Below are 22,459 nucleotides of genomic sequence, written 5' to 3'. Positions count from 1 at the left end.
GGGTGAGGGCCCCGCCGGACTCCCGTCAGACCTCTTCGACGCTGCTCGGCTCGCGCCGGGACAGGTCGATGCCGAGCTCCTCCGCAGCGCGGAAGACATCCTCGTCGGTGTCACGCATCTCGATGGACATACCGTCGCTGGACAGCACCTCCACGTTCAGGCAGAGCGACTGCATCTCCTTGATGAGCACCTTGAAGGACTCGGGGATGCCGGGCTCGGGGATGTTCTCGCCCTTGACGATGGCCTCGTACACCTTCACGCGGCCGGTGACGTCGTCGGACTTGATGGTCAGCAGCTCCTGGAGGGCGTACGCGGCGCCGTAGGCCTCGAGGGCCCACACCTCCATCTCACCGAAGCGCTGGCCACCGAACTGCGCCTTACCACCCAGCGGCTGCTGGGTGATCATCGAGTACGGACCGGTCGAGCGGGCGTGCAGCTTGTCGTCGACCAGGTGGTGCAGCTTCAGGATGTACATGTAGCCGACCGAGATCGGGTCCGGGAACGGCTCACCGCTGCGGCCGTCGAACAGCCGCGCCTTGCCGGACGGGAGCACCATGCGCTCGCCGTCGCGGTTCGGGATGGTGTGCTGGAGCAGACCCGCCAGCTCGTCCTCGCGGGCACCGTCGAACACCGGGGTGGCGACGTTGGTGCGCGGGGCGACCTGGTCGGCGCCGATGGCCTGAAGACGCTGGGCCCACTCGTCGGCGAGACCGGAGACGTCCCAGCCGCGGCTGGCGAGCCAGCCGAGGTGGATCTCCAGGACCTGTCCCGGGTTCATTCGGGACGGCACACCCAGCGGGTTGAGGATGATGTCGACCGGGGTGCCGTCCTCCAGGAACGGCATGTCCTCGATCGGCAGGATCTTGGAGATGACACCCTTGTTGCCGTGGCGGCCGGCGAGCTTGTCACCGTCGGTGATCTTGCGCTTCTGCGCGACGTAGACGCGGACCAGCTGGTTCACGCCCGGCGGCAGCTCGTCGCCCTCCTCGCGGTCGAAGACGCGCACGCCGATGACCTTGCCGGTCTCGCCGTGCGGCACCTTCAGCGAGGTGTCGCGGACCTCACGGGCCTTCTCACCGAAGATGGCGCGCAGCAGGCGCTCCTCCGGGGTCAGCTCGGTCTCACCCTTGGGCGTGACCTTGCCGACGAGGATGTCGCCGGCGATGACCTCGGCACCGATACGGATGATGCCGCGCTCGTCCAGGTCGGCGAGGACCTCCTCGGAGACGTTCGGGATGTCCCGGGTGATCTCCTCGGGGCCGAGCTTGGTGTCACGGGCGTCGACCTCGTGCTCCTCGATGTGGATCGAGGAGAGGACGTCGTCCTGCACGAGGCGCTGCGACAGGATGATCGCGTCCTCGTAGTTGTGACCCTCCCACGGCATGAACGCCACGAGCAGGTTCTTGCCCAGGGCCATCTCACCGTTCTCGGTGGCCGGACCGTCGGCGAGGACCTGGCCCTCGATGATCCGGTCGCCCTCGTTGACGATGACCTTCTGGTTGACCGAGGTGCCCTGGTTGGAGCGGGAGAACTTGTGCAGGCGGTACGTGATGTACGTGCCGTCGTCGTTCGCCGTGGTGATGTAGTCCGCGGAGACCTCCTGGACCACACCCGCCTTCTCGGCCTTGACCACGTCGCCGGCGTCGACGGCGGAGCGGTACTCCATGCCGGTACCGACGAGCGGGGCCTCCGACTTAATCAGCGGGACGGCCTGACGCATCATGTTCGCGCCCATGAGGGCACGGTTGGCGTCGTCGTGCTCCAGGAAGGGGATCATGGCGGTCGCGACCGACACCATCTGGCGCGGCGAGACGTCCATGTAGTCCACGTCCTCGCCACCGACGTAGTCGACCTCGCCGCCGCGGCGGCGGACCAGCACGCGGGGCTCGGCGAAGCGGAGGTCGTCCGTCAGCGGGGCGTTGGCCTGCGCGATGACGAAGCGGTCCTCCTCGTCGGCGGTCAGGTAGTCGACCTCGTCGGTGACCTGGCCGTCGATGACCTTGCGGTACGGGGTCTCGACGAAACCGAACGCGTTGACCCGGCCGTAGGAGGCGAGCGAGCCGATCAGACCGATGTTCGGGCCTTCCGGCGTCTCGATCGGGCACATGCGGCCGTAGTGCGAGGGGTGCACGTCTCGGACCTCGAAGCCGGCCCGCTCACGGGAGAGACCACCCGGGCCAAGAGCCGACAGACGGCGCTTGTGGGTGAGACCCGACAGCGGGTTGTTCTGGTCCATGAACTGCGACAGCTGGCTGGTGCCGAAGAACTCCTTGATGGAGGCGACGACCGGCCGGATGTTGATCAGGGTCTGCGGCGTGATCGCCTCGACGTCCTGGGTGGTCATGCGCTCGCGCACGACGCGCTCCATACGAGCCAGACCCGTGCGGACCTGGTTCTGGATGAGCTCGCCGACGCTGCGCAGACGACGGTTGCCGAAGTGGTCGATGTCGTCGGTCTCGACGACGATCGTGTCGCCGCTGTCAACCGTGGTCTCGGTCTCGCCGGCGTGCAGCTGCACCAGGTACTTGATCGTCGAGATGATGTCCTCGACGGTCAGGATGCCCGCGTCCAGCGGGGCGTCGGCGCCCAGCTTCTTGTTGACCTTGTAGCGGCCGACCTTGGCGAGGTCGTAGCGCTTCGGGTTGAAGTAGAGGTTCTCGAGCAGCGTCTGCGCGGCCTCACGCGTGGGGGGCTCGCCCGGACGCAGCTTGCGGTAGATGTCGAGCAGCGCGTCGTCCTGGCCCTGGGTGTGGTCCTTCTCCAGGGTGGCGCGCATCGACTCGTAGTCGCCGAACTCTTCGAGGATCTGCTCGGTGGTCCAGCCGAGTGCCTTCAGAAGGACGGTGACCGACTGCTTGCGCTTGCGGTCGATACGCACACCGACCATGTCGCGCTTGTCGATCTCCATCTCCAGCCAGGCACCCCGGGACGGGATGATCTTGGCGGAGAAGATGTCCTTGTCGGACGTCTTGTCGATGGAGGAGTCGAAGTAGACACCGGGGGAACGGACCAGCTGAGACACCACGACACGCTCGGTGCCGTTGATGACGAAGGTGCCCTTGTTCGTCATGAGCGGGAAGTCGCCCATGAAGACCGTCTGGGACTTGATCTCACCGGTCTCGTTGTTGGTGAACTCGGCGGTGACGAAGAGCGGGGCGGCGTACGTGAAGTCGCGCTCCTTGCACTCGTCGATGGAGTTCTTCGGCGGCTCGAAGCGGTGGTCCCGGAACGTCAGGGACATCGACCCGGAGAAGTCCTCGATCGGGGAGATCTCCTCGAAGATCTCCTCCAGACCGGACTTGGTGGGGACGTCCTGACCGTTCTCCAGAGCCTCCTCGACCCGACTCTGCCAGGCGGTGTTGCCGAGCAGCCAGTCAAAGCTCTCGGTCTGCAGCGCGAGCAGGTTCGGAACCTCGAGAGGCTCCTTGATCTTTGCAAAGGAAATGCGCAGCGGGGCGGTGCTTGCGCCGTTGTTCGTATTCGCGGTCGAGGCGTTGCGCGAGGCGGCCAAGAGGGGGTCCTTCCGAGGGCTCGGACTCACTACGCGCGTACCGGCCCCTCCCTCAAACACGGAGGCGGAAACCCCAGGTCAGGGGGGCTTCGGTCATCGATGCTCAAGTGAGGGCAGACCCCTGGTGACGGGCAGGGGACAGCTAACAGGCAGCGCAAAGGGTCAGTGTAGCCACTTGGCACACTGATGTCCAGTGCGGGTTTGTCGAGACCCTCGCTGTGCTCACCGCTCTTGTCAACGCCCTCGGCATGCTGCCCTTCAACGCACGTTGATACTGCCCTCTTCGCCGTCGATCCATGCCTCGGATTCGGATCCTTGTGACGACGCGTCCTGAGAATTGCGCGCTGCGTGCGGTTCGTCAAGAGTCTCCCACCGGAACCGGGCCGTCCGGAGACACGACGAAGATCACCATACCTCTCGCCCTCACGAGCGCAAGGCAACCGCGGTCACCCTCCGGATACGCCGAAGAGCGACCACCCGGTTGGATGATCGCTCTTCGGTGCGTTCGCGTTACAGCCCTACGAGGCCGAGTTCAGCGCGCGTTCGAGTCCTGCGGACCCGTGAGGTCTTACTTGACCTCGACGGAGGCGCCGGCGCCCTTGAGGGACTCGGCGGCCTTCTCCGCGGCCTCCTTGTTGACCTTCTCGAGGACGGGCTTCGGGGTGCCGTCCACCAGGTCCTTGGCCTCCTTCAGGCCGAGGGAGGTCAGCTCGCGCACGACCTTGATGACCTGGATCTTCTTGTCGCCGGCACCGGTGAGGATGACGTCGAACTCGTCCTTCTCCTCGACGGCCTCAGCGGCGCCGCCAGCGGCACCACCGGCAACGACGACCGGCGCGGCGGCGGCGGCGGTGACGTCGAACTTCTCCTCGAAGGCCTTCACGAACTCGGAGAGCTCGATGAGGGTCATCTCCTCGAACTGGGCAAGCAGCTCGTCCTGGGTGAGCTTCGCCATGATGGCGGTCCTTCCACTCAATCGGCAGGTGCCGGATGTACTGGGTAAGGCGGGCGTACGTCGGCCCGCTGCGACCCGCGCCGGTTGGCGCGGGTCAGAAAGCGAGCCGAATTACTCGGCACCGCCCTGCTCGGCCTGCTTGGCGCGCAGCGCGTCCACGGTGCGGACGAGCTTCGACGGCAGCGCCTGGAAGAGAGAGGCAGCCTGGGACTGCTTCCCCTTGAAGGCACCGGCCAGCTTGCTGAGCAGAACCTCGCGGGACTCGAGGTCCGCAAGCTTCTTGATCTCGTCGGCGGACATCGCCTTGCCGTCAAGGACACCGCCCTTGATGACGAGATTCGGGTTGTCCTTGGCGAAGTCACGGAGACCCTTCGCCGACTCCACCGGGTCACCGGTGACGAAGGCGACGGCCGTCGGACCAGCGAAGAGCTGGTCGTCCAGCGCGATCCCGGCCTCGTTGGCCGCAATCTTGGTCAGCGTGTTCTTCACCACGGCGTACTGGGCGTTCTCACCGAGCGACCGGCGCAGCGTCTTGAGCTGCGCCACGGTGAGACCGCGGTACTCGGTCAGCACGGCGGCGTTGGAGCTGCGGAACTTGTCCGTCAGCTCCGCAACCGCGGCAGCCTTGTCGGGCCTCGCCATAGAGCCTCGGCCTCCTTCCGGGTGATTCGGACCGCGCGGACCCGAAGGAGGACTGGGTAAAACGAAACGCCCCGGCGCAGGCGCTCGGGGCGGACTCGACCGGCCGCACACGCGCTCCGCGCGCGCACTCCGGGAGTTCTTCCACTGACACCTGCGCGGGTCGTCCACTTTTCAGCGGATCCTTCGGCCACCGCACCCTCTGCGAGCGCGCGGCAACGACCAGCGGTCTTTGGCTTCGGGGATGAGAGTACGGGACCGGGGCGCCACCGAGCAAATCGGGCCCCGGTCCGGCTGGGATCAGGAGCTGAGGCCGGTACCGCCGGACGTGGTGCCGCCCGACGGGCTGTTGGCCCCGCCGGACTTCATCATGTCGGCGATGTCCATCGTGTCGGCGGCCGGCGGAGCCTCGGCGGAGACCGGCACGCCGTAGTCGCTGTAGTGGGCGGTGCTGTTCAGCGTGCCGTTGGCGGTCGCCGCCTTCTCGGTCTTCTTCACCAGCAGGTTCTGGTCGTTGACCCAGATGTCGATGCTGTCCGTGGTGATACCGGACTGCTTCAGCTGCTGCTTGAGGGCGGTGAGCTGGCCGGCGCTGAGGTTGCTGCCCTTGGCCGCGAGGGCGGCGACGTCCACCGTGCCCGCGTAGTGCGTCGTGTGCACCCCGTCGACCGTCTCCACGCCGACCCTCTTGACGTCCCCGGAGGCCAGCAGCATCTTCACCGACTGGTTCGGCGTGGACGTCTGGAGCTGGTCCTTCATGTACGCGCCGGAGGCACCGCCGAGCTTGGCCAGGTAGTCGTAGTCGTACTTGACCCAGTGCTTGCCGCCGGTCTGCTGGGCGAAGGTGTCGCTCATCTTCGCGTAGTAGGCGTCCTGCAGATAGCGGGCCTCCATGTGCGAGGTGCCGGCCTGGCGCATCGCGTCGGCCAACTTGCCGCCGGTGTACGTGATGGTCAGGTTGCCCTTGAGGCCATGACCCCAGGCGAGGGCGCCGTCTGCGTTCATCGCCATGATGTCGCCCATGGACGTGGTGGAGCGCACCTTGGCCGAGTCGGCCTTGTCCGTGGACTGCTCGACGTCGCGCAGTACGGCCGCGACGGGGCTCAGATGGACCTTGCCGGCATCCGACGCCTTGCCGTCGCCCTTGCCGGAGTCCGCGGAGCCGCAGGCGGCCACCCCGGTCAGCGCCGCCACCACGGCCACGGAAAGGGCCACCCGGCGTGCGGTCGTCGTGCTCTTCATTCTTGTCCTACCCCCTGCGAATCGTCTGCGTGCAGCCTAGTGCGGGCCGCTGACAGTCGTACGACGAACAGGTCGTACACAGAAAGGACGGGCCCCGCACCTCGAAAGGTTGCGGGGCCCGCCCTTCGGTCACGCGTACCGGACGCGGCTACCGGGTCGAGCGCGGGCTCAGACGGCGGCCGGGTCCTCCTCGACGAGGAGGTTGCGGGTGCGGTTCGGGTCGAGCTGGATGCCGGGGCCCATCGTGGTGGTGATGGCGGCCTTCTTGATGTAGCGACCCTTGGCGGCGGACGGCTTCAGACGGAGGATCTCCTCCAGCGCGGCGCCGTAGTTCTCCACCAGCTTGGCGTCGTCGAAGGACACCTTGCCGATGATGAAGTGCAGGTTCGAGTGCTTGTCGACGCGGAACTCGATCTTGCCGCCCTTGATGTCCGTGACGGCCTTGGCCACGTCGGGGGTGACGGTGCCGGTCTTCGGGTTCGGCATCAGACCACGGGGGCCGAGGACGCGGCCGAGGCGGCCGACCTTGCCCATGAGGTCCGGGGTGGCGACGACGGCGTCGAAGTCCAGGCGGCCCTTCGAGACCTCGTCGATCAGCTCGTCGGCACCGACGATGTCGGCGCCCGCGGCACGCGCGGCCTCGGCACGGTCACCGGTCGCGAAGACCAGGACCCGGGCGGTCTTACCGGTGCCGTGCGGAAGGTTCACGGTGCCACGGACCATCTGGTCGGCCTTGCGCGGGTCGACACCCAGGCGGAAGGCGACCTCGACGGTGCCGTCGAACTTGGTCGTGGAGGTCTCCTTGGCGAGACGGACGGCCTCGAGCGGGGCGTACAGCTTCTCCCGGTCGATCTTGGCGTCCGCAGCGCGGAGAGCCTTGCTGCGCTTGCTCACAACTTGCTCCTGTGTGTTCTGAAAGGAGTCGTGGTATCCGGGCCGAGCAGGCCCTGCCACGTGCGACCGGCTACGGCCGCATTACCTGCTGGTGGTGGTCAGCCCTCGACCGTGACGCCCATGGAGCGCGCGGTGCCGGCGATGATCTTCGCCGCGGCGTCCAGGTCGTTCGCGTTCAGGTCGGGCATCTTGGTCGTGGCGATCTCGCGGACCTGCGCCTCGGTGATCTTGGCGACCTTGGTCTTGTGCGGCTCGCCGGAGCCCTTCTCCACACCCGCGGCCTTGAGGATCATCTTGGCGGCCGGCGGCGTCTTGGTGACGAAGGTGAAGGAGCGGTCCTCGTAGACCGTGATCTCCACCGGAATGACCCAGCCACGCTGCGACTCGGTCGCGGCGTTGTAGGCCTTGCAGAACTCCATGATGTTGACGCCGTGCTGACCCAGCGCCGGGCCGACCGGCGGAGCCGGGTTGGCGGCACCGGCCTGGATCTGGAGCTTGATGAGCCCCGTGACCTTCTTCTTCTTGGGAGGCATAGCTCTCCGGGTCCTTTCGATTCGGGTCCTGCCGGCTTCCGGGGACAACCCGGACGCAGGCATACCGCACAACGATAACGGGTATAGATGCGCGGCCAAAAACCGAGCAGGTCAGACGGGCTGGGATCAGCCCGTCCGACCTGTTCGGAAGCGGTGGTCCAGAAGGGACTAGTTCTTCTGGATCTGGTCGAAGGAGAGCTCGACCGGCGTCTCGCGGCCGAAGATCTCCACCAGGCCCTTGACCTTCTTGGAGTCGGCGTTGATCTCGTTGATCGTCGCCTGGAGGGTGGCGAACGGGCCGTCGGTGACGGTGACCGAGTCGCCGACCTCGAAGTCCAGCACCTGGACCTCGACCTTACGCTGCGGCGCGGGCTTGCCCTCGGCCTCGGCGGCCTCGCGGGCGGCCTTCTCCTCCGCCTCCGGGGCGAGCATCTTGACGATCTCGTCCAGGGTCAGCGGGTACGGGTCGTACGCGTTGCCCACGAAGCCGGTGACGCCCGGCGTGTTGCGGACGACGCCCCAGGACTCGTTGGTCAGGTCCATGCGGACCAGGACGTAACCCGGCAGCTTGTTCTGCTTGATCGTCTTGCGGTCGCCGTTCTTGATCTGGACGACCTCTTCCTGCGGCACCTCGGCCTGGAAGATGTAGTCCTCGACGTTCAGCGAGACGGCGCGCTGCTCCAGGTTGGTCTTCACGCGGTTCTCGTAGCCGGCGTACGTGTGGATGACGTACCACTCGCCGGGCAGGGTGCGCAGTTCCTCGCGCAGGGCCTGGACGGGGTCGACCGGTTCGGCCGGCTCCTCCTCGACGGCCTCGGCGGCGGCGTCCTCGCCACCCTCCTCGGCGTCCTCGTCCTCGGCGTCGTCGGCGGCCTCGGGGGCCTCCTCGTCGTCCGCGTCCTCGGTGTGCAGCGCGGCCTCCTCGGCCGGCTCGCCCGCCTCGGCCTCGGCAGCCTCGAACTCGTCCTGCTCGTCCGCGCCCTCGACGATGTCGAGCTCGTCGTCCACCAGCTCGGCAGCGTTCCCGCGAGGCTCGGTGGCGTCGTCGTTCAGGTTCGGGTCAGACACGATGGCTGCTTCTTCCTGGTTACATAGGGGTGGAACATGCGAAAACGGGCGCCGGTGCCACGGCGCCCTTCGCTCTTGGCTCAGCCGAAGACGTACTTGGCCGCGTGGTTGAGCCCATAGTCAATCACGGTCACCAGCGCGATCATGATGGCGACGAAGAAGATCACCACAGTGGTGTACGACGTCAGCTGGTTGCGCGAGGGCCAGACGACCTTGCGGAGTTCCGCGATGATCTGGCGGTAGAAGGTCCCCAGACGCTTCAGCGGACCCTTCTTGGCGCGCTTGCCGCCCTTGCGGGCCTTCTTCTTGGCCTCAGGCACTTCGTCCTGGGCATCAGGCGTGTCGATGGAGCCCACGGCGTCCGTCATAATCCTCACCTGATCCCGGGTCGTGGCCGTGCCGCGCCCGGTTACTGAGCCGCACGGCGGTGCATTGCTGTACGTACAAGCGCACACATCCTGGCGGTGTGTGTAGCAGGGCCGGAGGGACTTGAACCCCCAACCGCCGGTTTTGGAGACCGGTGCTCTACCAATTGAGCTACGACCCTTTGTGTGTCCCCAACTTACCGCATCCGACCGAGTGCTCGGTGGCACCGACCGTGACGGGCCGCTGGAGGCCAACGAGGTGAGAGTGTACGTGGTCCGGGGCCCGGCGTCGAACAGAAAGTGGCCGCCCGTGCTCCCGGCGGCGAAGATCGTCCAGGCCGGGGCGGGTATTCGGATAGATGTTCATGACTCGCCCCGATGCCGTTCAGACTGTGAAACCCGTGTGCCCGGGACATTTCCGGTCTGGAAGCATGGGCTCCATGAGCGCTGCAACCCCTCCCACCGAGCGCCGGGTCTCCGCCCGAGTCGGCGCGATCTCCGAGTCCGCCACCCTCGCCGTGGACGCCAAGGCCAAGGCCCTGAAGGCCGCCGGGCGACCGGTGATCGGCTTCGGTGCCGGTGAGCCCGACTTCCCCACCCCGGACTACATCGTCGAGGCCGCGATCGAGGCCTGCAAGAACCCGAAGTTCCACCGCTACACGCCGGCCGGCGGGCTGCCCGAGTTGAAGGCCGCGATCGCCGCGAAGACGCTGCGCGACTCCGGCTGGGAGCCCGACGTCTCGCAGGTCCTCGTCACCAACGGCGGCAAGCAGGCCATCTACGAGGCGTTCGCCGCGATCCTCGACCCGGGCGACGAGGTCATCGTCCCGGCGCCGTACTGGACCACCTACCCGGAGTCGATCCGCCTCGCGGGCGGTGTCCCGGTGGAGGTCGTGGCCGACGAGACCACCGGCTACCGGGTCTCCGTCGAGCAGCTGGAGGCGGCGCGCACGGAGAGGACGAAGGTCGTGCTCTTCGTCTCCCCGTCCAACCCGACCGGCGCGGTGTACTCCGAGGCCGAGACCGAGGCGATCGGCCGCTGGGCCCTGGAGCACGGCCTGTGGGTGCTCACGGACGAGATCTACGAGCACCTGGTCTACGGCGACGCGGTCTCCGTCTCGCTGCCCGCCCTGCTCCCCGAGCTGCGCGACAAGTGCATCGTGGTCAACGGCGTGGCGAAGACGTACGCCATGACCGGCTGGCGGGTGGGCTGGATCGTCGGTCCCAAGGACGTCGTCAAGGCCGCGACCAACCTGCAGTCGCACGCCACCTCGAACGTCTCCAACGTGGCGCAGGCCGCGGCCCTGGCCGCCGTCTCCGGCGACCTGACGGCCGTGGCGAAGATGCGCGAGGCCTTCGACCGGCGCCGCAGGACGATCGTGCGGATGCTCAACGAGATCGACGGCGTGCTCTGCCCGGAGCCCGAGGGCGCGTTCTACGCCTACCCGTCGGTCAAGGCCCTGATCGGCAAGGAGATCCGCGGCAAGCGCCCGCAGAACTCGGTCGAGCTGGCCGCGCTGATCCTGGAGGAGGCCGAGGTCGCGGTCGTCCCCGGTGAGGCGTTCGGCACCCCCGGGTACCTGCGGCTGTCGTACGCGCTGGGTGACGAGGACCTGGTGGAGGGCGTGAGCCGGATCCAGAAGCTCCTGGCGGAAGCGCGCGACTGAGACATCGCGACGGCGCGCCAACCTACTCACGTGAGCAGGTTGGCGCGCCGTTCGTCTGTTCGGACAAGACCACGAATGGGGAAACGGCTACCGGGAAACCGGAGGTGTGCGGCAGGATCTGGGAATGGAGCGTGTACGTGATCTCTCTGAGCTGCCGAAAGCCCATCTGCACCTGCACTTCACCGGCTCGATGCGGCCGAGCACCGTCCTGGAGCTGGCCGACAAGCACGGCGTACGCCTGCCGGAGATGCTGACGGGAGCCCTGACCAGCGGCGAGCCGCCGAAGCTCAAGGCGACCGACGAGCGGGGCTGGTTCCGCTTCCAGCGGCTGTACGACGCGGCGCGCTCCTGCGTGCGCGAGCCGGAGGACATCCGGCGCCTGGTGCGGGAGGCCGCGCTGGAGGATCTGCGGGACGGCTCGGGCTGGCTGGAGATCCAGGTGGACCCGACCTCGTACGCACCCCGGCTCGGTGGTCTGATCCCGACCCTGGAGATCATCCTGGACGCGGTGGACAGCACCTCCCGGGAGACCGGGCTCGGCATCCGGGTCCTGGTGGCCGCCAACCGCATGAAGCACCCGCTGGACGCCCGCACGCTGGCCCGGCTCGCGGTGCGCTACGCGGACCGGGGCGTGGTGGGCTTCGGCCTGTCGAACGACGAGCGCCGCGGCATGGCGCGGGACTTCGACCGGGCTTTCCACATCGCGCGCGAGGGCGGCCTGCTGTCGGCCCCGCACGGCGGCGAGCTGACCGGCCCGGCCTCGGTGCGGGACTGCCTGGACGATCTGCACGCGGGGCGGATCGGGCACGGGGTGCGCGCGGCGGAGGACCCGTGGCTGCTGAAGCGGCTGGCCGACCGGCAGGTGACCTGCGAGGTGTGCCCGTCGTCCAATGTGGCCCTCGGCGTCTACGAGAAGCCCGAGGACGTGCCGCTGCGCACCTTCTTCGACGCCGGTGTCCCGATGGCCCTGGGTGCGGACGACCCGCTGCTGTTCGGCTCCCGCCTGGCCGCCCAGTACGAGATCGCCCGCCATGTCCATGGCTTCAGCGACCCGGAACTCGCCGAACTGGCCCGTCAGTCCGTCCGCGGCTCGGCCGCCCCGGAGGACGCCAAGGCGCGGCTGCTGGCGGGCGTGGACGACTGGTTGGCGTCGTAGAGGGCCTTGTCCTGGCGGGCCCTAGAGACCGACGCCCACCATGACGGGCTCGTTGACCAGGGTGATCCCAAACGCCTCGCGGACCCCGGCGACCACCTCGCGGGCCAGGGTGAGGAGGTCCTCGGTGGTGGCCTCGCCGCGGTTGGTGAGGGCGAGGGTGTGCTTGGTGGAGATACGGGCGGGACCGGTGCCGTAGCCCTTGGTGTAGCCGGCCTTGTCGATCAGCCAGGCTGCCGAGGTCTTCCTGCGTCCCTCACCGGCCGGGTACGCGGGCGGCTCGGCGTCCTCCCCCAGCCGCTCGCGCACACGCTCCTGGAACGCGGCGAACTGCTCCTCGGTGAGGATCGGGTTGGTGAAGAAGGAGCCGGCCGACCAGGTGTCGTGGTCCCCGGCGTCGAGCACCATGCCCTTGCCCGCGCGCAGCTTCAGCACGGTCTCGCGGGCCTCGGCCAGCGGCACCCGGTCCCCCGGCTCGACGCCGAGCGCGCGGGCGGTCTCCGCGTACTTGATCGGCGCGGACATCCCGCCCGCGTCCTCCAGCTCGAACCGGACGCGCAGCACGACATAGCGCTCGGGGTCGCCCTTGAAGCGGCTGTGGCGGTACGAGAAGGCGCACTCCTCGCCGGTGAGCGTGACCGTCTCGCCGGCACGCCGGTCGTAGGCGATCACCTCGGAGATCGCCGCGGAGACCTCCTGGCCGTACGCCCCCACGTTCTGGATCGGCGTGGCGCCCGCCGAGCCGGGGATCCCGGCCAGGCACTCGATCCCGGCGAGCCCTGCCTCCACGCTGCGCGCGACGGCGTCGCTCCACACCTCCCCGGCCGCCAGCTCCAGGGTGGTCCCGCGCAGCTCGACCCCGCGGGTGGCGATCCGCAGCGCGGTCCCCTCGAATCCCTTGTCCCCGATGACCAGGTTCGATCCGCCGCCGACGACCAGCAGCGGGGTCCCGCTGTCGTCCGCCTCCCGGACGGCGTCGACCACCTCGGCATCCGTCTCGGCGGTCACCAGCCGCAGCGCGGGACCGCCCAGGCGGAACGTGGTCAGCGGGGCGAGGGGGGCGTCGTGGAGTACGTGCACGGGGGCAAGACTACGAGAACGGTCCGGCGGGGCCGGTCACCCCTACGGCCTGGAACCGTTCCGGGACGCGTGTGCTGCGTTCGCTCCCGCCACCGCTGAGGGCGGAGCCCGCCGGCATGAGGGGCGCACTCGGAGCGGCATCCGTCAGCCGACGCCCGCCTGCCCCTGGTGTGGCCGGGGGCAGGCGGCGTGTGGTGGGGAGGTCAGTCGTGCGAGGCGTACGTCACGAACTCCGCCCAGGCCTCCGGCGTGAGCGCGAGGCGGGGGCCGTCGGTGTTCTTGGAGTCGCGGACGTGGACCGTGCCGGGGGTGACGGCAAGCTCGACACAGGACTCGCCGTCAGTGCCGCTGCTGTAACTGCTCTTGAACCACGCCAGCTCGGAGGCGTCCCCGGCAGTGGTCTTGCGGATCATGTTTCTCCCAGCAGTTGCTCGATGAAGGCCAGCGACGCCCGAGGAGTGAGCGCCTGAGCCCGGATAGTGCCATACCGCAGCTCAAGGATGCGTAGGTGTTTGGGTTCGGAGATCGGTCGGCCGTTGAAGGCTCCATCGGACCGACCCACCGCCGTACCGTCCGGGAACTTCAACAGTTCGATCCGGCCGTCCAGCCCTGGGTGAGGCTCGGTGTTCGTCGGCATGATCTGAAGCGCGACGTTGTGCAACCGCCCCACCTCCAGCAGACGTTCGAGCTGCCGTCGCCACACCATTGTGCCCCCAACCTGCCGATGCAGTGGGGCCTCTTCCAGCACGAAGTGAAGTGACGGAGACGGATCCCGTTCGAAGACCGACTGCCGGGCCAGACGAGCCGCGACCATGCGTTCCAGGTCGTCCGGCGAGTACGGCGGTTGCCGGGCCTGAATCAGAGCCCGCGCGTGCTCAGGAATCTGCAGCAAGCCGTTGATGCTCTGGCACTCGTACACCCCGATCTCGACCGCCTTGGCCTCCAACTTCCCCAGATCCCGAATCTTCTTCGGATACCGGATCCTCTTGACGTCCTCCCACGTCGCCTCGATCACCCCGTTCGCGTCCAGCACCCGGTCCGCGTCGACCAGGTACTCCCGCCGAGGAATCCGCTTCCCCGCCTCGACCTTGTAGACCAGGTCCTCGCCGTACCCCACCAGCGCCCCGAACTCCGCGGCCCGCAACCCCGCCGCCTCGCGCAGCAGCTTCAGCTGCCGCCCCACCATCGTGATCACGGCGACACCCCACTCGTCGTCCGGATCCACCTCCCAGCCCGGCTCGTCCACCTCGCCGTCGGGCCGTACCGCCTCGCCGTCCACCGACATCCGAACCCCTCCGTCGTCCCGCGCGCGTACCGCGTCGCACTACCCGGAGCAACGATCCCGACAGCCTGGACAGCACCGGACAACCAGCCGACAGTCACCGCACGCAACCGCCCGATCACTCCTCACGGTAGGCATTTCCGGCCACGCTGAGCGGCATGAACCAGGAGATCGCCGAAGCCACGACCCCGTCCCCCGCCCCCTCCCCGGACTTCAGCCTGCTGCTGTCGTCCACCCGCCGGGGCGCCCGGCTGGCCCGGTTGCTCACGGAGGCGCAGCTGCGGCGCTGGGGGCTGCCCACGGAGACCGCGAGCCATCTCGTGGCCGAGCTGGCGGCCAACGCCGTGACGCACGGCCGCGTACCGGGGCGGGACTTCCGGCTGACGCTGAACCTGGCCGGCGGCACACTGCGGATCGAGGTCACGGACACGCGTGGTGAACGGCTCCCGACGCGCCAACGGCCCGCCGCGGACGCGGAGTCAGGCCGTGGCCTGCTCCTCGTGGACGCTCTGGCGGACCGCTGGGGCGTGCGGGAGGACCGGTTTCCGTGCAAGACGGTGTGGGCGGAGTGCTCGGTCGGCTGATCAGCCGGAGGTGGGCTCCAGGGCCGGTACGGGCGAGGACTCGGGCAGGGACTCCGGCCCGCCGGCGCGGCGCCGGCCCGGGATGGCCAGGCTCGCCAGGGCCGCGAGGGCGACCACCGCGGCACCGGTGACCAGGGCGGGGCGCAGGCCGTCCACGAAGGACTGGGCGGAGGTGTAGCCGCCGTACGCGGAGAAGATCGAGGACATGACCGCGATGCCGAGCGCGCCGCCGACCTCGCGCAGGGCGTTGTTCGCGCCGGAGGCGATGCCCTGCTCGTGCGGGCGGACGCTGGACATCACGAGGTTGGCGGCCGGGGCGAAGTAGAGGGCCATGCCGATGCCGCTGAGGATCAGGGCGGGCAGCTGGACCTCGTAGGAGGCGTGCGCGGTGACGACCCAGGCCATGTAGCCGAGGCCGGCGGCCTGGAGGAACAGGCCCGCCGCGACGACCGGACGGCCGCCCACCCGGTCGGAGAGGAATCCGGCGAGGGGCGCGACGAGCATCGGCATGCCGGTCCAGGGCAGCATCCGCAGACCCGCCTCGGTGGGCGAGTAGCCGAGGACGCCCTGCATGTACTGGCTGAGCAGGAAGATCGAGCCGAACATGCCGACGAACATCAGCAGGCTCGCCGCGTTGATCCCGGAGAAGGCGCGGGAGCGGAACAGGCGCATCGGCAGCATCGGGTTGGCGGCGCGAGAGCCGTAGCCGACGAAGGCGAGCAGGAGCGCGCCGCCGGCCGACAGGGCGGTCAGGACCACCGGGTCCGTCCAGCCGTCGGAGGGGCCGCGGACCAGGCCGTAGACGATGCCGAAGAGGCCGCCGCTGGCGAGCAGGGTGCCGGGGACGTCCAGGCGGGCGCCGGTACCGTACGACTCGGCGAGGCGGAAGCGCGCGAAGGGCAGCGTGATCAGGCCGAGCGGAACGTTCAGCCAGAAGATCCAGTGCCAGGACACGTGTTCGGTGAGGCTGCCGCCGATGAGCGGCCCGGAGGCGACGGCCAGGCCGTTGACGGCGCCCCAGATGCCGTACATGGTTCCGCGTTTGGCGGCGGGCACGGCCGCGGTCAGCAGGGTCAGCGTCAGCGGCATCATGACGGCCGCGCCCACGCCCTGCACCGCGCGGGCGGCGATCAGGGAGCCGATGCCGGGGGCCATGGCCGCGGCGGCCGAGGCGCCGGTGAAGACCGTGAGACCGGCGATGAACAGCCGCCTGCGCCCGAACCGGTCGCCGAGCGCGGCGCCGAACATCAGCAGGCAGGCGAAGGTGAGCGTGTAGGCGCTCACGGTCCACTCCAGGTCGTCCAGCGCCCCGCCGAGGTCCTTGCGGATGGCGGGCAGGGCGGTGGTGACGACGAGGTTGTCCAGGGCCGCCATGAATCCGGCGACGCTGGTGACGAGGAGGGCCCAGACGGCGCTCCTGCGGGTCTGTCGGGCCTCGTGGTCCTGATCGGTCTGTTCTGACATCGCTCCCCCGGGGAGATGAGTTCCCAGTGTCGAATTCGAAGTTTGTTAGTAATTGCTGACTAACTTTTGCGGGCGCATGCCACCCATGGACGCCCCGCGCCCCGCCCTACGCGTCCGGTTCGCCCGTTCCCCGCTCGGACGGGATCGTGTCCAGGCCCCCCCAGACGCGGTGCTCGCGCGGGAAGCCCATGGCCACCAGACAGTTGATGAGCATTCCGTAGGCCATGAACTCGGTCGTGTTGTCCACGCACGCGCCGAGCGGCAGATCGACCGTGTCCCACAGCCGCATCCAGCCGGCCCGTACGGCCTCGCCGAACTCCCGGTCGCCCTCCTCCTCGGCGGCAGCGACGGCCAGGAACATCTGCATCTGCATCATCAGCCGCGAGGGCTGCTCGACGATCGCCGTGGTGTAGGCCCCGGCCATGGCATGCAGGGCCTCTTCCCCCTCCAGACCCTCGGTCGCCTCGACGAACATGCGGATGGTGTCCTCCATGCAGCGTTCGGCCGCCGCGAGGAAGATCGCCCGCTTGCCCGGGAAGAGCCGGAAGAGGTACGGCTGCGAGACACCGACCCGCTTGGCGATGGCCTCGGTGGAGGTGCCGTAGTAGCCACCCCTGCCGAACTCCTCCATCGCCGCGCGGATGACACTCTCGCGCCGCTCTTCAGCACTCATCCTGACCATGGGCAGTAAGTTAGTACTCAATCACTAATTTCGCAACAGCCACCCTCGGGCATGCGCAAGGGGCGCCCCCGGAACCGCCGGCCGCCGGCCGGAGAACGCCCCTCGCTCGCGGTCCAGGCCGTCAGGCGAGCCGGACGACCGCCCGCGACATCCCCAGCACCTTCTGGCCGGCGCTGGTCGCGGTGAGGTCCACACGGACCGTGTTGTCCTCCAGCTTGGCCGCGACCTTGGCGCTGACCTCGATCAGGGCGCCCTGGTCGTCGTCGGGCACGACGACCGGCTTGGTGAAGCGGACGCCGTACTCCACGACGGCGCCCGGGTCGCCGAGCCAGTCGGTGACCACACGGATCGCCTCGGCCATGGTGAACATGCCGTGCGCGATGACGTCCGGCAGGCCCACCTCCCTGGCGAACCTCTCGTTCCAGTGGATGGGGTTGAAGTCACCGGAGGCGCCCGCGTAGCGCACGAGCGTGGCGCGCGTCACGGGGAAGGTCCGGGCCGGCAGTTCGGTGCCGACCTCGACGTCGTCGTAGCCGATCTTCGCCGTCATCAGCTGCTCAAACCTCCTCGGCCGCGCGGGCCACGAGCTTCGTCCAGGCGGTCACGACGTGCTCGCCCGCCTCGTCGTGCACCTCACCGCGGATGTCCAGGATGTCGTTGCCCGCGAGGGACTTGATCGCCTCGATGGTGGAGGTGACCGTGAGCCGGTCGCCGGCCCGGACCGGGCGGCGGTAGGCGAACTTCTGGTCGCCGTGCACGACCCGGCTGTAGTCCAGGCCGAGCTGGGGGTCCTCGATCACCTGGCCGGCGGCGCGGAAGGTGATCGAGAACACGAAGGTCGGGGGGGCGATGACATCGGGGTGCCCGAACGCCTTGGCGGCCTCGGGGTCCGTGAACACCGGGTTGGTCTCCCCCACGGCCTCGGCGAACTCGCGGATCTTCTCCCGGCCCACCTCGTAGGGCTCGGTGGGCGGGTAGGTCCGTCCCACGAAGGACTGGTCGAGCGCCATGGCCCGGCACCTCCTGATGTCTGGATGTGAGGGTCCCAAACTAGCCGGGGCCCGGAAGCGGCCGGAGGTCCGACCGTAAAAACGCCGCGAGGCCGCCCCCTCGGAAGGGGACGGCCTCGCGGACGAGCCTATTTATCGCGTTTCGCGGTGCGCGGTGTGCGCGTTGCAACGCGGGCAGTGCTTCTTCATCTCCAGTCGATCCGGGTTGTTACGCCGGTTCTTCTTGGTGATGTAGTTCCGCTCCTTGCACTCCACGCAGGCCAGCGTGATCTTCGGGCGGACGTCGGTGGCAGCCACGTGAGTGCTCCTAAGACGAACGGATGGGCTTATTCAACGCAAGAAAGAGTAGCCGATTGAAGGACCGACCCCACAATCGGCTACTGTCAGTAGCGGTGACCGGACTTGAACCGGTGACACAGCGATTATGAGCCGCTTGCTCTACCGACTGAGCTACACCGCTTTGATGAGATCGGAACCCGTCTTTCGACGGGAACCTCTCACACCAGAGCCCCAAAACGGAATCGAACCGTTGACCTTCTCCTTACCATGGAGACGCTCTGCCGACTGAGCTATTGGGGCGAGCGATGAAGACATTACACGGTCCGCCGCCGTTCACCCAAATCCATATCCACGCAGGGCCGGAACGCCTGCCGACGGGTCTGACGGGTGTGACTTCACGGGCCGGACGGGGCGGCCGTGAGGGGCTTCGGCGGGGCGCCGCGGAGGGGTTCGCGGGGGGCGGACCGGCGGACCCGGAGGCGGCCACGGCGGGCGGCGGGGCGCCGTCGGCGGGGCCGTGGGGGGCGCGCGCCGGGCGGACACCGGCGGGCCCGCACGGGGGCCGGGGCGAAGTCGCGCGGGCCGTCACGGGGGCCGAAGGCCGCGTCCGTGCCATGCCCCGGACTGCCCCGGACCTCCCCATGAACCACGCCGGTACGACTATTGCGCTCCTGCGCGACCTGTGCCGTTCGTCACCCTAGGCTCGACCCGCCCTGTGTGATCTTGGGGCCCCCGAGCCCCCGGTCGCCGGTCACACCGCGTCACAGGCCCCCTCATGCCCTCCCCCGACCTTGGAGCGCGATGCCCGACAGCCAGCCGCAGCCGCACCTGCCGTCGAACTCGTCGAATCCGTCGGGCGGTCTGCTGCTGTGCGGGGCGCGGCTGACCGACGGCCGGACCGTGGACGTACGGCTGGGCGGCGGGCGGATCGAGGCCGTGGGCACCGCGGGCAGCCTGGCGCAGGGGCCGGCCCGCGCGGGCGCCCAACGGGTGGACCTCACCGGCTATCTGTTGCTGCCGGCCCCGGCGGAGCCGCACGCGCACGGCGACACCGCCCTGTCCGCGGAGCGGGCCGGCCCGGCCTCCTGCGCGCCCGAGGACGTCCGGCGCCGGGCCACGGAGGCGACGCTGCTCCAGTTGGGGCACGGGGCGACCGCCGTACGGGCGCACGTGCGCGTGGGCGACGTACAGGGCCTCGGCGCGCTGAACGCCGTGCTCCAGGCCCGGCGGGCGCTGCGCGGGCTCGCCGAGCTGACCGCGGTGGCGATGCCCCGGCTGCTGACGGGTGTGGCCGGGGCGGACGGGCTGGCGCTGCTGCGCGACGCGGCGAAGATGGGCGCCGCGGCGGTGGGCGGCTGCCCGGACCTGGACCCCGATCCCACGGGGTACGTGGAGGCGGTCCTGGAGGTGGCCGCGGAGCACGGCCTGCCGGTGGACCTGCACACGGACGCCGCCGACCCGGCCCGGCTGTCCCGGCTCGCGGCGATGGCGGGTGGTCTGCGCCCAGGCGTGACGATCGGTCCGTGCGCCGGGCTCGCGCGCCTGCCCGCCGATGTCGCCTCCCGCGCCGCGGACCAGCTCGCGGCGGCCGGGGTGACGGTCGTGTGCCTGCCCCAGGGCGGCTGCGGCGGCACCGACCGGCGGGGCACGGCTCCGGTACGGCTGCTGCGCGCGGCCGGGGTCCGGCTGGCGGCAGGCAGCGGCGCACTGCGGGACGTGTCGAACCCCGTGGGCCGCGGCGACCCCCTGGAGGCCGCCTACCTGCTCGCCTCCGCCCACGGGCTGCGCCCCGAGGACGCGTACGACGCCGTGAGCGCGACGGCCCGCGCCGCGCTCGGCCTGCCCCGGGTCCGGGTGGAGGCCGGCTTCCCGGCCGAGCTGCTCGCCGTGCGCGGCGACCATCTGCCGGGCGCGCTCTCCCTGGCGTACAGCCGGATCGTGATCCACCGCGCCCGGGTGGTGGCCCGTACGAGCGCGGTCCGCGAGTACTGCAACTCCGTGGTGGCCGCGGAGCCGGGGCTGCCGCGGCAGGGGCGGGGCGAGGTGCCGTAGGGCCGCCCGGGACCCGCGTGCCCGGGGTCGACCCGTGCGGCAGGCGGGGATTTCCGGGCGTACGGTCTAAAGCATGCGCATTGTCATCGCTGGTGGTCACGGTCAGATCGCGCTGCGGCTGGAACGGCTGCTCGCCGCGCGTGGATACGAGGTCGCGGGGATCATCCGCAATCCGGAGCAGAGCGACGATCTGCGGTCGGCCGGCGCCGAGCCGGTGGTGCTCGACCTGGAGTCCGCCTCGTCGGAGGACGTCGCGGAGCTGCTGCGGGGCGCGGACGCCGCGGTGTTCGCGGCGGGCGCGGGTCCGGGCAGCGGGACGGACCGCAAGGAGACGGTGGACAGGGGAGCGGCGGTGCTGTTCGCGGACGCGGCCGTGCGCGCGGGCGTACGCCGGTTCGTGGTGGTGTCCTCGATGGGCGCGAACCCCGCGCACGAAGGCGACGAGGTGTTCGACGCCTACCTGCGCGCCAAGGGCGAGGCCGACGCGTACGTCACTCGTCAGGATGATCTGGACTGGACGATCCTGCGGCCCGGTTCGCTGACCAACGACGCCGGCACCGGCCTGGTCCGCCTGGAGGCGCACACCGGGCGCGGCATGATCCCGCGCGACGATGTGGCGGCCGTGCTCGCGGAGCTGGTGGACACCTCGGCGACGGCCGGTCTGACGCTGGAACTGACGGGCGGTTCGACGCCGGTGTCGGTCGCGGTGAAGTCGGTGGCGGGGAACTGAGGCCGGGGCGGCGGAAGTTGAGCGCGCCTCAGAACAGCGGTAGCTGACCGGGGAACTCGGGTACGACGTATCCGTCCAACGTCGGCTGCGCGGCACCGAGTCGGGCCTGCCGCCGGGACCCCTCGCAGGAGACGAGCCGCGCGTCCTCCCGGGCTCCGGGCGGGTCGTGCCGCGCGAAGCGGCCCGCCACGACGGCGATCTCGCGGTGGCACACGGGACAGGTTCTGCGGCGGGAGGACATTCCGCCAGTGTGCCGCTTCGTGCCGCTTCAGGTGCGCGACCGCGCCTCCCAGCGTTCGGGGCCGACCCCGCGCCAGTCGATCAGCGGCGAGTCCGCGACCTCTTCCGGCTCGATCTCCAGGCCGGCCCGCCGCAGGAACTCGACCAGGTCCCGCACATTGTGCGCGAGCCCCAGGATCTCCCCGTCCACCCGGACCCGCCGCCCACCGCTCGGCGAGGGCAGCTGGACGACGATGGGTCGGTTCCCGGCCATGCCTCCAGCATCGTCCGGACCCGGGGCGCGCGCACCCGCACCGGATTCTGGTTCTGGTTCCGCCGATCGATATTCGCTCACCCGTTCGATTCTAGTGGCAATTCCGTGTGCCGTGCCGCTTCTTCCGCGCCGGGTGACCGTCGCCGTCGCCCCGGCGGGCAGAGCCGCCGCCGCGTCCGGGAGTAGTCCAGGAGTAGTCCAGGAATACCCGTGATCCCGGCCGGGGAGGACGGGGTCCGCGGCCGGCGTGAGCGGACGGACCGCGAAGTGATCTCGCGGGCGTGCAACCCGCCGTGCGTGTTCGGGAGTACCTACGGGCGGACGTCCACACGGCGGCCACCGTTCCCGGTGGCCGTCGCAGGCCGACGCGCGGGCCCAGCGCGCCGGCCGTCGAGGACCGCCCGGCACGGCGCCGGGCGGCGGCTTTGAAGGAGAAATGCTCCGTGGCTCTCAGTTCTGCCAGGAAGGCGGCCGTGGCGGCCGTCGCGGTCGCCGCGCTCGGCGGGGTCGCGTTCGGCGCGTCCGCGAGCGAGGCGGCACCGGGTCCGGCCGTCCGGGCGGCGTCCGCGCAGCCCGCCCCGGCCGTCGCCGTCGCCGAGCGGCACGCTCCCGCCCGCCGGCACGTGGCGCAGGTGGTCACCCAGGTGATCGGGAAGGGCCGGGTGGACGGGACACGCTGGTCGGTGGCGCTGGAGTTCCACCGGACCCTGCCCAAGGGCTACACCCCGCCCACCCTTCCCGACGGCACCACGGCACCCGGCACGTCACTGCTGTGC

Annotated in this window: 23 protein-coding genes, 3 tRNA genes and 1 pseudogene; 6 read left to right on the top strand and 21 right to left on the bottom strand. The window is 69.7% G+C overall.

Features of this window, described 5'->3' with window-relative positions; genetic code table 11:
- Nucleotides 1-25 precede the first annotated feature (25 nt).
- From rpoB to VT52_RS19185, 9 genes are all read right to left on the bottom strand, one after another.
- Entirely contained in the window at nt 26-3,511 is a 3,486-nt protein-coding gene (gene rpoB / locus VT52_RS19225; protein ID WP_046419438.1) for a DNA-directed RNA polymerase subunit beta, read from the bottom strand.
- Between the two features lie 568 nt (nt 3,512-4,079).
- On the bottom strand, nt 4,080-4,466 hold the full coding sequence (rplL, locus tag VT52_RS19220) for a 50S ribosomal protein L7/L12 (protein ID WP_046419437.1): 387 nt from the start codon (nt 4,464-4,466) through the stop codon (nt 4,080-4,082).
- 111 nt (nt 4,467-4,577) lie between these two features.
- Nucleotides 4,578-5,108 carry a 50S ribosomal protein L10 gene (gene rplJ / locus VT52_RS19215; RefSeq protein WP_046419436.1) on the bottom strand — a complete coding sequence of 177 codons (531 nt, stop codon included), beginning with the start codon at nt 5,106-5,108 and terminating at the stop codon, nt 4,578-4,580.
- 297 nt (nt 5,109-5,405) lie between these two features.
- A complete protein-coding gene (locus tag VT52_RS19210) occupies nt 5,406-6,347 on the bottom strand; it encodes an SCO4651 family lipoprotein (RefSeq protein WP_046419434.1) in 942 nt (313 codons plus the stop codon).
- 168 nt (nt 6,348-6,515) lie between these two features.
- Nucleotides 6,516-7,241 (bottom strand): 50S ribosomal protein L1, encoded by a 726-nt coding sequence (gene rplA, locus VT52_RS19205; protein WP_046419433.1) that lies wholly within the window; start codon nt 7,239-7,241, stop codon nt 6,516-6,518.
- Nucleotides 7,242-7,339: 98 nt separating this feature from the next.
- On the bottom strand, nt 7,340-7,774 hold the full coding sequence (gene rplK, locus VT52_RS19200) for a 50S ribosomal protein L11 (protein WP_046419431.1): 435 nt from the start codon (nt 7,772-7,774) through the stop codon (nt 7,340-7,342).
- A 168-nt stretch (nt 7,775-7,942) separates the two neighbouring features.
- Nucleotides 7,943-8,842 (bottom strand): transcription termination/antitermination protein NusG, encoded by a 900-nt coding sequence (gene nusG, locus VT52_RS19195; RefSeq protein WP_046419430.1) that lies wholly within the window; start codon nt 8,840-8,842, stop codon nt 7,943-7,945.
- An 80-nt stretch (nt 8,843-8,922) separates the two neighbouring features.
- Nucleotides 8,923-9,210, bottom strand: a complete 288-nt coding sequence (secE, locus tag VT52_RS19190) for a preprotein translocase subunit SecE (RefSeq protein WP_046419428.1) — start codon at nt 9,208-9,210, stop codon at nt 8,923-8,925.
- Between the two features lie 106 nt (nt 9,211-9,316).
- Nucleotides 9,317-9,389, bottom strand: a tRNA-Trp gene (locus tag VT52_RS19185).
- Between the two features lie 258 nt (nt 9,390-9,647).
- On the opposite strand from VT52_RS19185, the gene VT52_RS19180 reads away from it, so the two are divergent.
- Together VT52_RS19180 and VT52_RS19175 are read left to right on the top strand one after the other, a co-directional pair.
- Nucleotides 9,648-10,874 (top strand): pyridoxal phosphate-dependent aminotransferase, encoded by a 1,227-nt coding sequence (locus VT52_RS19180; protein ID WP_046419454.1) that lies wholly within the window; start codon nt 9,648-9,650, stop codon nt 10,872-10,874.
- A 124-nt stretch (nt 10,875-10,998) separates the two neighbouring features.
- Nucleotides 10,999-12,030: an adenosine deaminase gene (locus tag VT52_RS19175; protein ID WP_046419425.1), complete on the top strand. Its 1,032-nt coding sequence runs from the start codon at nt 10,999-11,001 to the stop codon at nt 12,028-12,030.
- Nucleotides 12,031-12,051: 21 nt separating this feature from the next.
- Here the strand turns inward: VT52_RS19175 and VT52_RS19170 are convergent, their stop codons facing one another.
- The 3 genes from VT52_RS19170 to VT52_RS19160 all read right to left on the bottom strand — a co-directional run bounded on the left by VT52_RS19170 (nt 12,052) and on the right by VT52_RS19160 (nt 14,392).
- Nucleotides 12,052-13,107 carry a UDP-N-acetylmuramate dehydrogenase gene (locus VT52_RS19170; RefSeq protein WP_046419423.1) on the bottom strand — a complete coding sequence of 352 codons (1,056 nt, stop codon included), beginning with the start codon at nt 13,105-13,107 and terminating at the stop codon, nt 12,052-12,054.
- A gap of 203 nt (nt 13,108-13,310) precedes the next feature.
- Nucleotides 13,311-13,520 carry a DUF397 domain-containing protein gene (locus VT52_RS19165; RefSeq protein ID WP_046419421.1) on the bottom strand — a complete coding sequence of 70 codons (210 nt, stop codon included), beginning with the start codon at nt 13,518-13,520 and terminating at the stop codon, nt 13,311-13,313.
- On the bottom strand, nt 13,517-14,392 hold the full coding sequence (locus VT52_RS19160) for a helix-turn-helix domain-containing protein (RefSeq protein ID WP_046419418.1): 876 nt from the start codon (nt 14,390-14,392) through the stop codon (nt 13,517-13,519). The genes VT52_RS19165 and VT52_RS19160 overlap by 4 nt, the downstream gene beginning before the upstream one ends.
- Nucleotides 14,393-14,547: 155 nt before the next feature.
- Here VT52_RS19160 and VT52_RS19155 point away from each other — a divergent pair, with 155 nt between their 5' ends.
- Nucleotides 14,548-14,973 carry an ATP-binding protein gene (locus VT52_RS19155; protein WP_046419417.1) on the top strand — a complete coding sequence of 142 codons (426 nt, stop codon included), beginning with the start codon at nt 14,548-14,550 and terminating at the stop codon, nt 14,971-14,973.
- Here the strand turns inward: VT52_RS19155 and VT52_RS19150 are convergent, their stop codons facing one another.
- From VT52_RS19150 to VT52_RS19120, 7 genes are all read right to left on the bottom strand, one after another.
- On the bottom strand, nt 14,974-16,437 hold the full coding sequence (locus VT52_RS19150) for an MFS transporter (protein WP_063888341.1): 1,464 nt from the start codon (nt 16,435-16,437) through the stop codon (nt 14,974-14,976). It lies immediately after the preceding gene.
- Between the two features lie 106 nt (nt 16,438-16,543).
- On the bottom strand, nt 16,544-17,119 hold the full coding sequence (locus tag VT52_RS19145) for a TetR/AcrR family transcriptional regulator (protein ID WP_206306561.1): 576 nt from the start codon (nt 17,117-17,119) through the stop codon (nt 16,544-16,546).
- A 121-nt stretch (nt 17,120-17,240) separates the two neighbouring features.
- Nucleotides 17,241-17,669, bottom strand: coding sequence for a MaoC family dehydratase (locus VT52_RS19140; RefSeq protein WP_046419415.1), 429 nt, complete (start codon nt 17,667-17,669; stop codon nt 17,241-17,243).
- A 7-nt stretch (nt 17,670-17,676) separates the two neighbouring features.
- A complete protein-coding gene (locus VT52_RS19135; RefSeq protein WP_046419412.1) occupies nt 17,677-18,129 on the bottom strand; it encodes a MaoC family dehydratase N-terminal domain-containing protein in 453 nt (150 codons plus the stop codon).
- A 132-nt stretch (nt 18,130-18,261) separates the two neighbouring features.
- Nucleotides 18,262-18,426 (bottom strand): 50S ribosomal protein L33, encoded by a 165-nt coding sequence (rpmG, locus tag VT52_RS19130; protein WP_003948671.1) that lies wholly within the window; start codon nt 18,424-18,426, stop codon nt 18,262-18,264.
- Between the two features lie 90 nt (nt 18,427-18,516).
- Nucleotides 18,517-18,589 (bottom strand) — tRNA-Met (locus VT52_RS19125).
- A 46-nt stretch (nt 18,590-18,635) separates the two neighbouring features.
- Nucleotides 18,636-18,708, bottom strand: a tRNA-Thr gene (locus VT52_RS19120).
- 501 nt (nt 18,709-19,209) lie between these two features.
- Here VT52_RS19120 and VT52_RS19115 point away from each other — a divergent pair.
- The gene (locus VT52_RS19115) at nt 19,210-20,460 is read left to right on the top strand and encodes an amidohydrolase family protein (protein WP_046419409.1); all 1,251 of its coding nucleotides are present in this window, start codon (nt 19,210-19,212) and stop codon (nt 20,458-20,460) included.
- 73 nt (nt 20,461-20,533) lie between these two features.
- Nucleotides 20,534-21,190: an SDR family oxidoreductase gene (locus VT52_RS19110; protein WP_046419407.1), complete on the top strand. Its 657-nt coding sequence runs from the start codon at nt 20,534-20,536 to the stop codon at nt 21,188-21,190.
- A gap of 28 nt (nt 21,191-21,218) precedes the next feature.
- Here the strand turns inward: VT52_RS19110 and VT52_RS19105 are convergent, their stop codons facing one another.
- Nucleotides 21,219-21,431 (bottom strand): hypothetical protein, encoded by a 213-nt coding sequence (locus tag VT52_RS19105; RefSeq protein WP_046419406.1) that lies wholly within the window; start codon nt 21,429-21,431, stop codon nt 21,219-21,221.
- A 27-nt stretch (nt 21,432-21,458) separates the two neighbouring features.
- Nucleotides 21,459-21,683 (bottom strand): hypothetical protein, encoded by a 225-nt coding sequence (locus VT52_RS19100; protein ID WP_046419404.1) that lies wholly within the window; start codon nt 21,681-21,683, stop codon nt 21,459-21,461.
- A gap of 443 nt (nt 21,684-22,126) precedes the next feature.
- Between VT52_RS19100 and VT52_RS19095 the strand changes: the two are divergent.
- Nucleotides 22,127-22,459 (top strand): annotated as a pseudogene (locus VT52_RS19095) (hypothetical protein); the annotation flags it as partial.

The sequence above is a fragment of the Streptomyces malaysiense genome, assembly GCF_000980885.2.
GTDB classification, from domain to species: domain Bacteria; phylum Actinomycetota; class Actinomycetes; order Streptomycetales; family Streptomycetaceae; genus Streptomyces; species Streptomyces malaysiense.
This window is presented reverse-complemented; position numbering and strand designations above follow the sequence as displayed.

What these genes read in the sequence shown, in the direction of transcription:
- VT52_RS19150 (WP_063888341.1), bottom strand. Translation starts at nt 16,437, where the DNA reads ATGTCAGAACAGACCGATCAGGACCACGAGGCCCGACAGACCCGCAGG.
- rplJ (WP_046419436.1), bottom strand. Translation starts at nt 5,108, where the DNA reads ATGGCGAGGCCCGACAAGGCTGCCGCGGTTGCGGAGCTGACGGACAAG.
- VT52_RS19110 (WP_046419407.1), top strand. Translation starts at nt 20,534, where the DNA reads ATGCGCATTGTCATCGCTGGTGGTCACGGTCAGATCGCGCTGCGGCTG.
- VT52_RS19145 (WP_206306561.1), bottom strand. Translation starts at nt 17,119, where the DNA reads ATGGTCAGGATGAGTGCTGAAGAGCGGCGCGAGAGTGTCATCCGCGCG.
- VT52_RS19175 (WP_046419425.1), top strand. Translation starts at nt 10,999, where the DNA reads ATGGAGCGTGTACGTGATCTCTCTGAGCTGCCGAAAGCCCATCTGCAC.
- VT52_RS19140 (WP_046419415.1), bottom strand. Translation starts at nt 17,669, where the DNA reads ATGACGGCGAAGATCGGCTACGACGACGTCGAGGTCGGCACCGAACTG.
- VT52_RS19165 (WP_046419421.1), bottom strand. Translation starts at nt 13,520, where the DNA reads ATGATCCGCAAGACCACTGCCGGGGACGCCTCCGAGCTGGCGTGGTTC.
- rplK (WP_046419431.1), bottom strand. Translation starts at nt 7,774, where the DNA reads ATGCCTCCCAAGAAGAAGAAGGTCACGGGGCTCATCAAGCTCCAGATC.
- rplL (WP_046419437.1), bottom strand. Translation starts at nt 4,466, where the DNA reads ATGGCGAAGCTCACCCAGGACGAGCTGCTTGCCCAGTTCGAGGAGATG.
- VT52_RS19180 (WP_046419454.1), top strand. Translation starts at nt 9,648, where the DNA reads ATGAGCGCTGCAACCCCTCCCACCGAGCGCCGGGTCTCCGCCCGAGTC.
- VT52_RS19210 (WP_046419434.1), bottom strand. Translation starts at nt 6,347, where the DNA reads ATGAAGAGCACGACGACCGCACGCCGGGTGGCCCTTTCCGTGGCCGTG.
- VT52_RS19115 (WP_046419409.1), top strand. Translation starts at nt 19,210, where the DNA reads ATGCCCGACAGCCAGCCGCAGCCGCACCTGCCGTCGAACTCGTCGAAT.
- VT52_RS19135 (WP_046419412.1), bottom strand. Translation starts at nt 18,129, where the DNA reads ATGGCGCTCGACCAGTCCTTCGTGGGACGGACCTACCCGCCCACCGAG.
- VT52_RS19105 (WP_046419406.1), bottom strand. Translation starts at nt 21,431, where the DNA reads ATGTCCTCCCGCCGCAGAACCTGTCCCGTGTGCCACCGCGAGATCGCC.
- VT52_RS19160 (WP_046419418.1), bottom strand. Translation starts at nt 14,392, where the DNA reads ATGTCGGTGGACGGCGAGGCGGTACGGCCCGACGGCGAGGTGGACGAG.
- secE (WP_046419428.1), bottom strand. Translation starts at nt 9,210, where the DNA reads ATGACGGACGCCGTGGGCTCCATCGACACGCCTGATGCCCAGGACGAA.
- VT52_RS19100 (WP_046419404.1), bottom strand. Translation starts at nt 21,683, where the DNA reads ATGGCCGGGAACCGACCCATCGTCGTCCAGCTGCCCTCGCCGAGCGGT.
- VT52_RS19155 (WP_046419417.1), top strand. Translation starts at nt 14,548, where the DNA reads ATGAACCAGGAGATCGCCGAAGCCACGACCCCGTCCCCCGCCCCCTCC.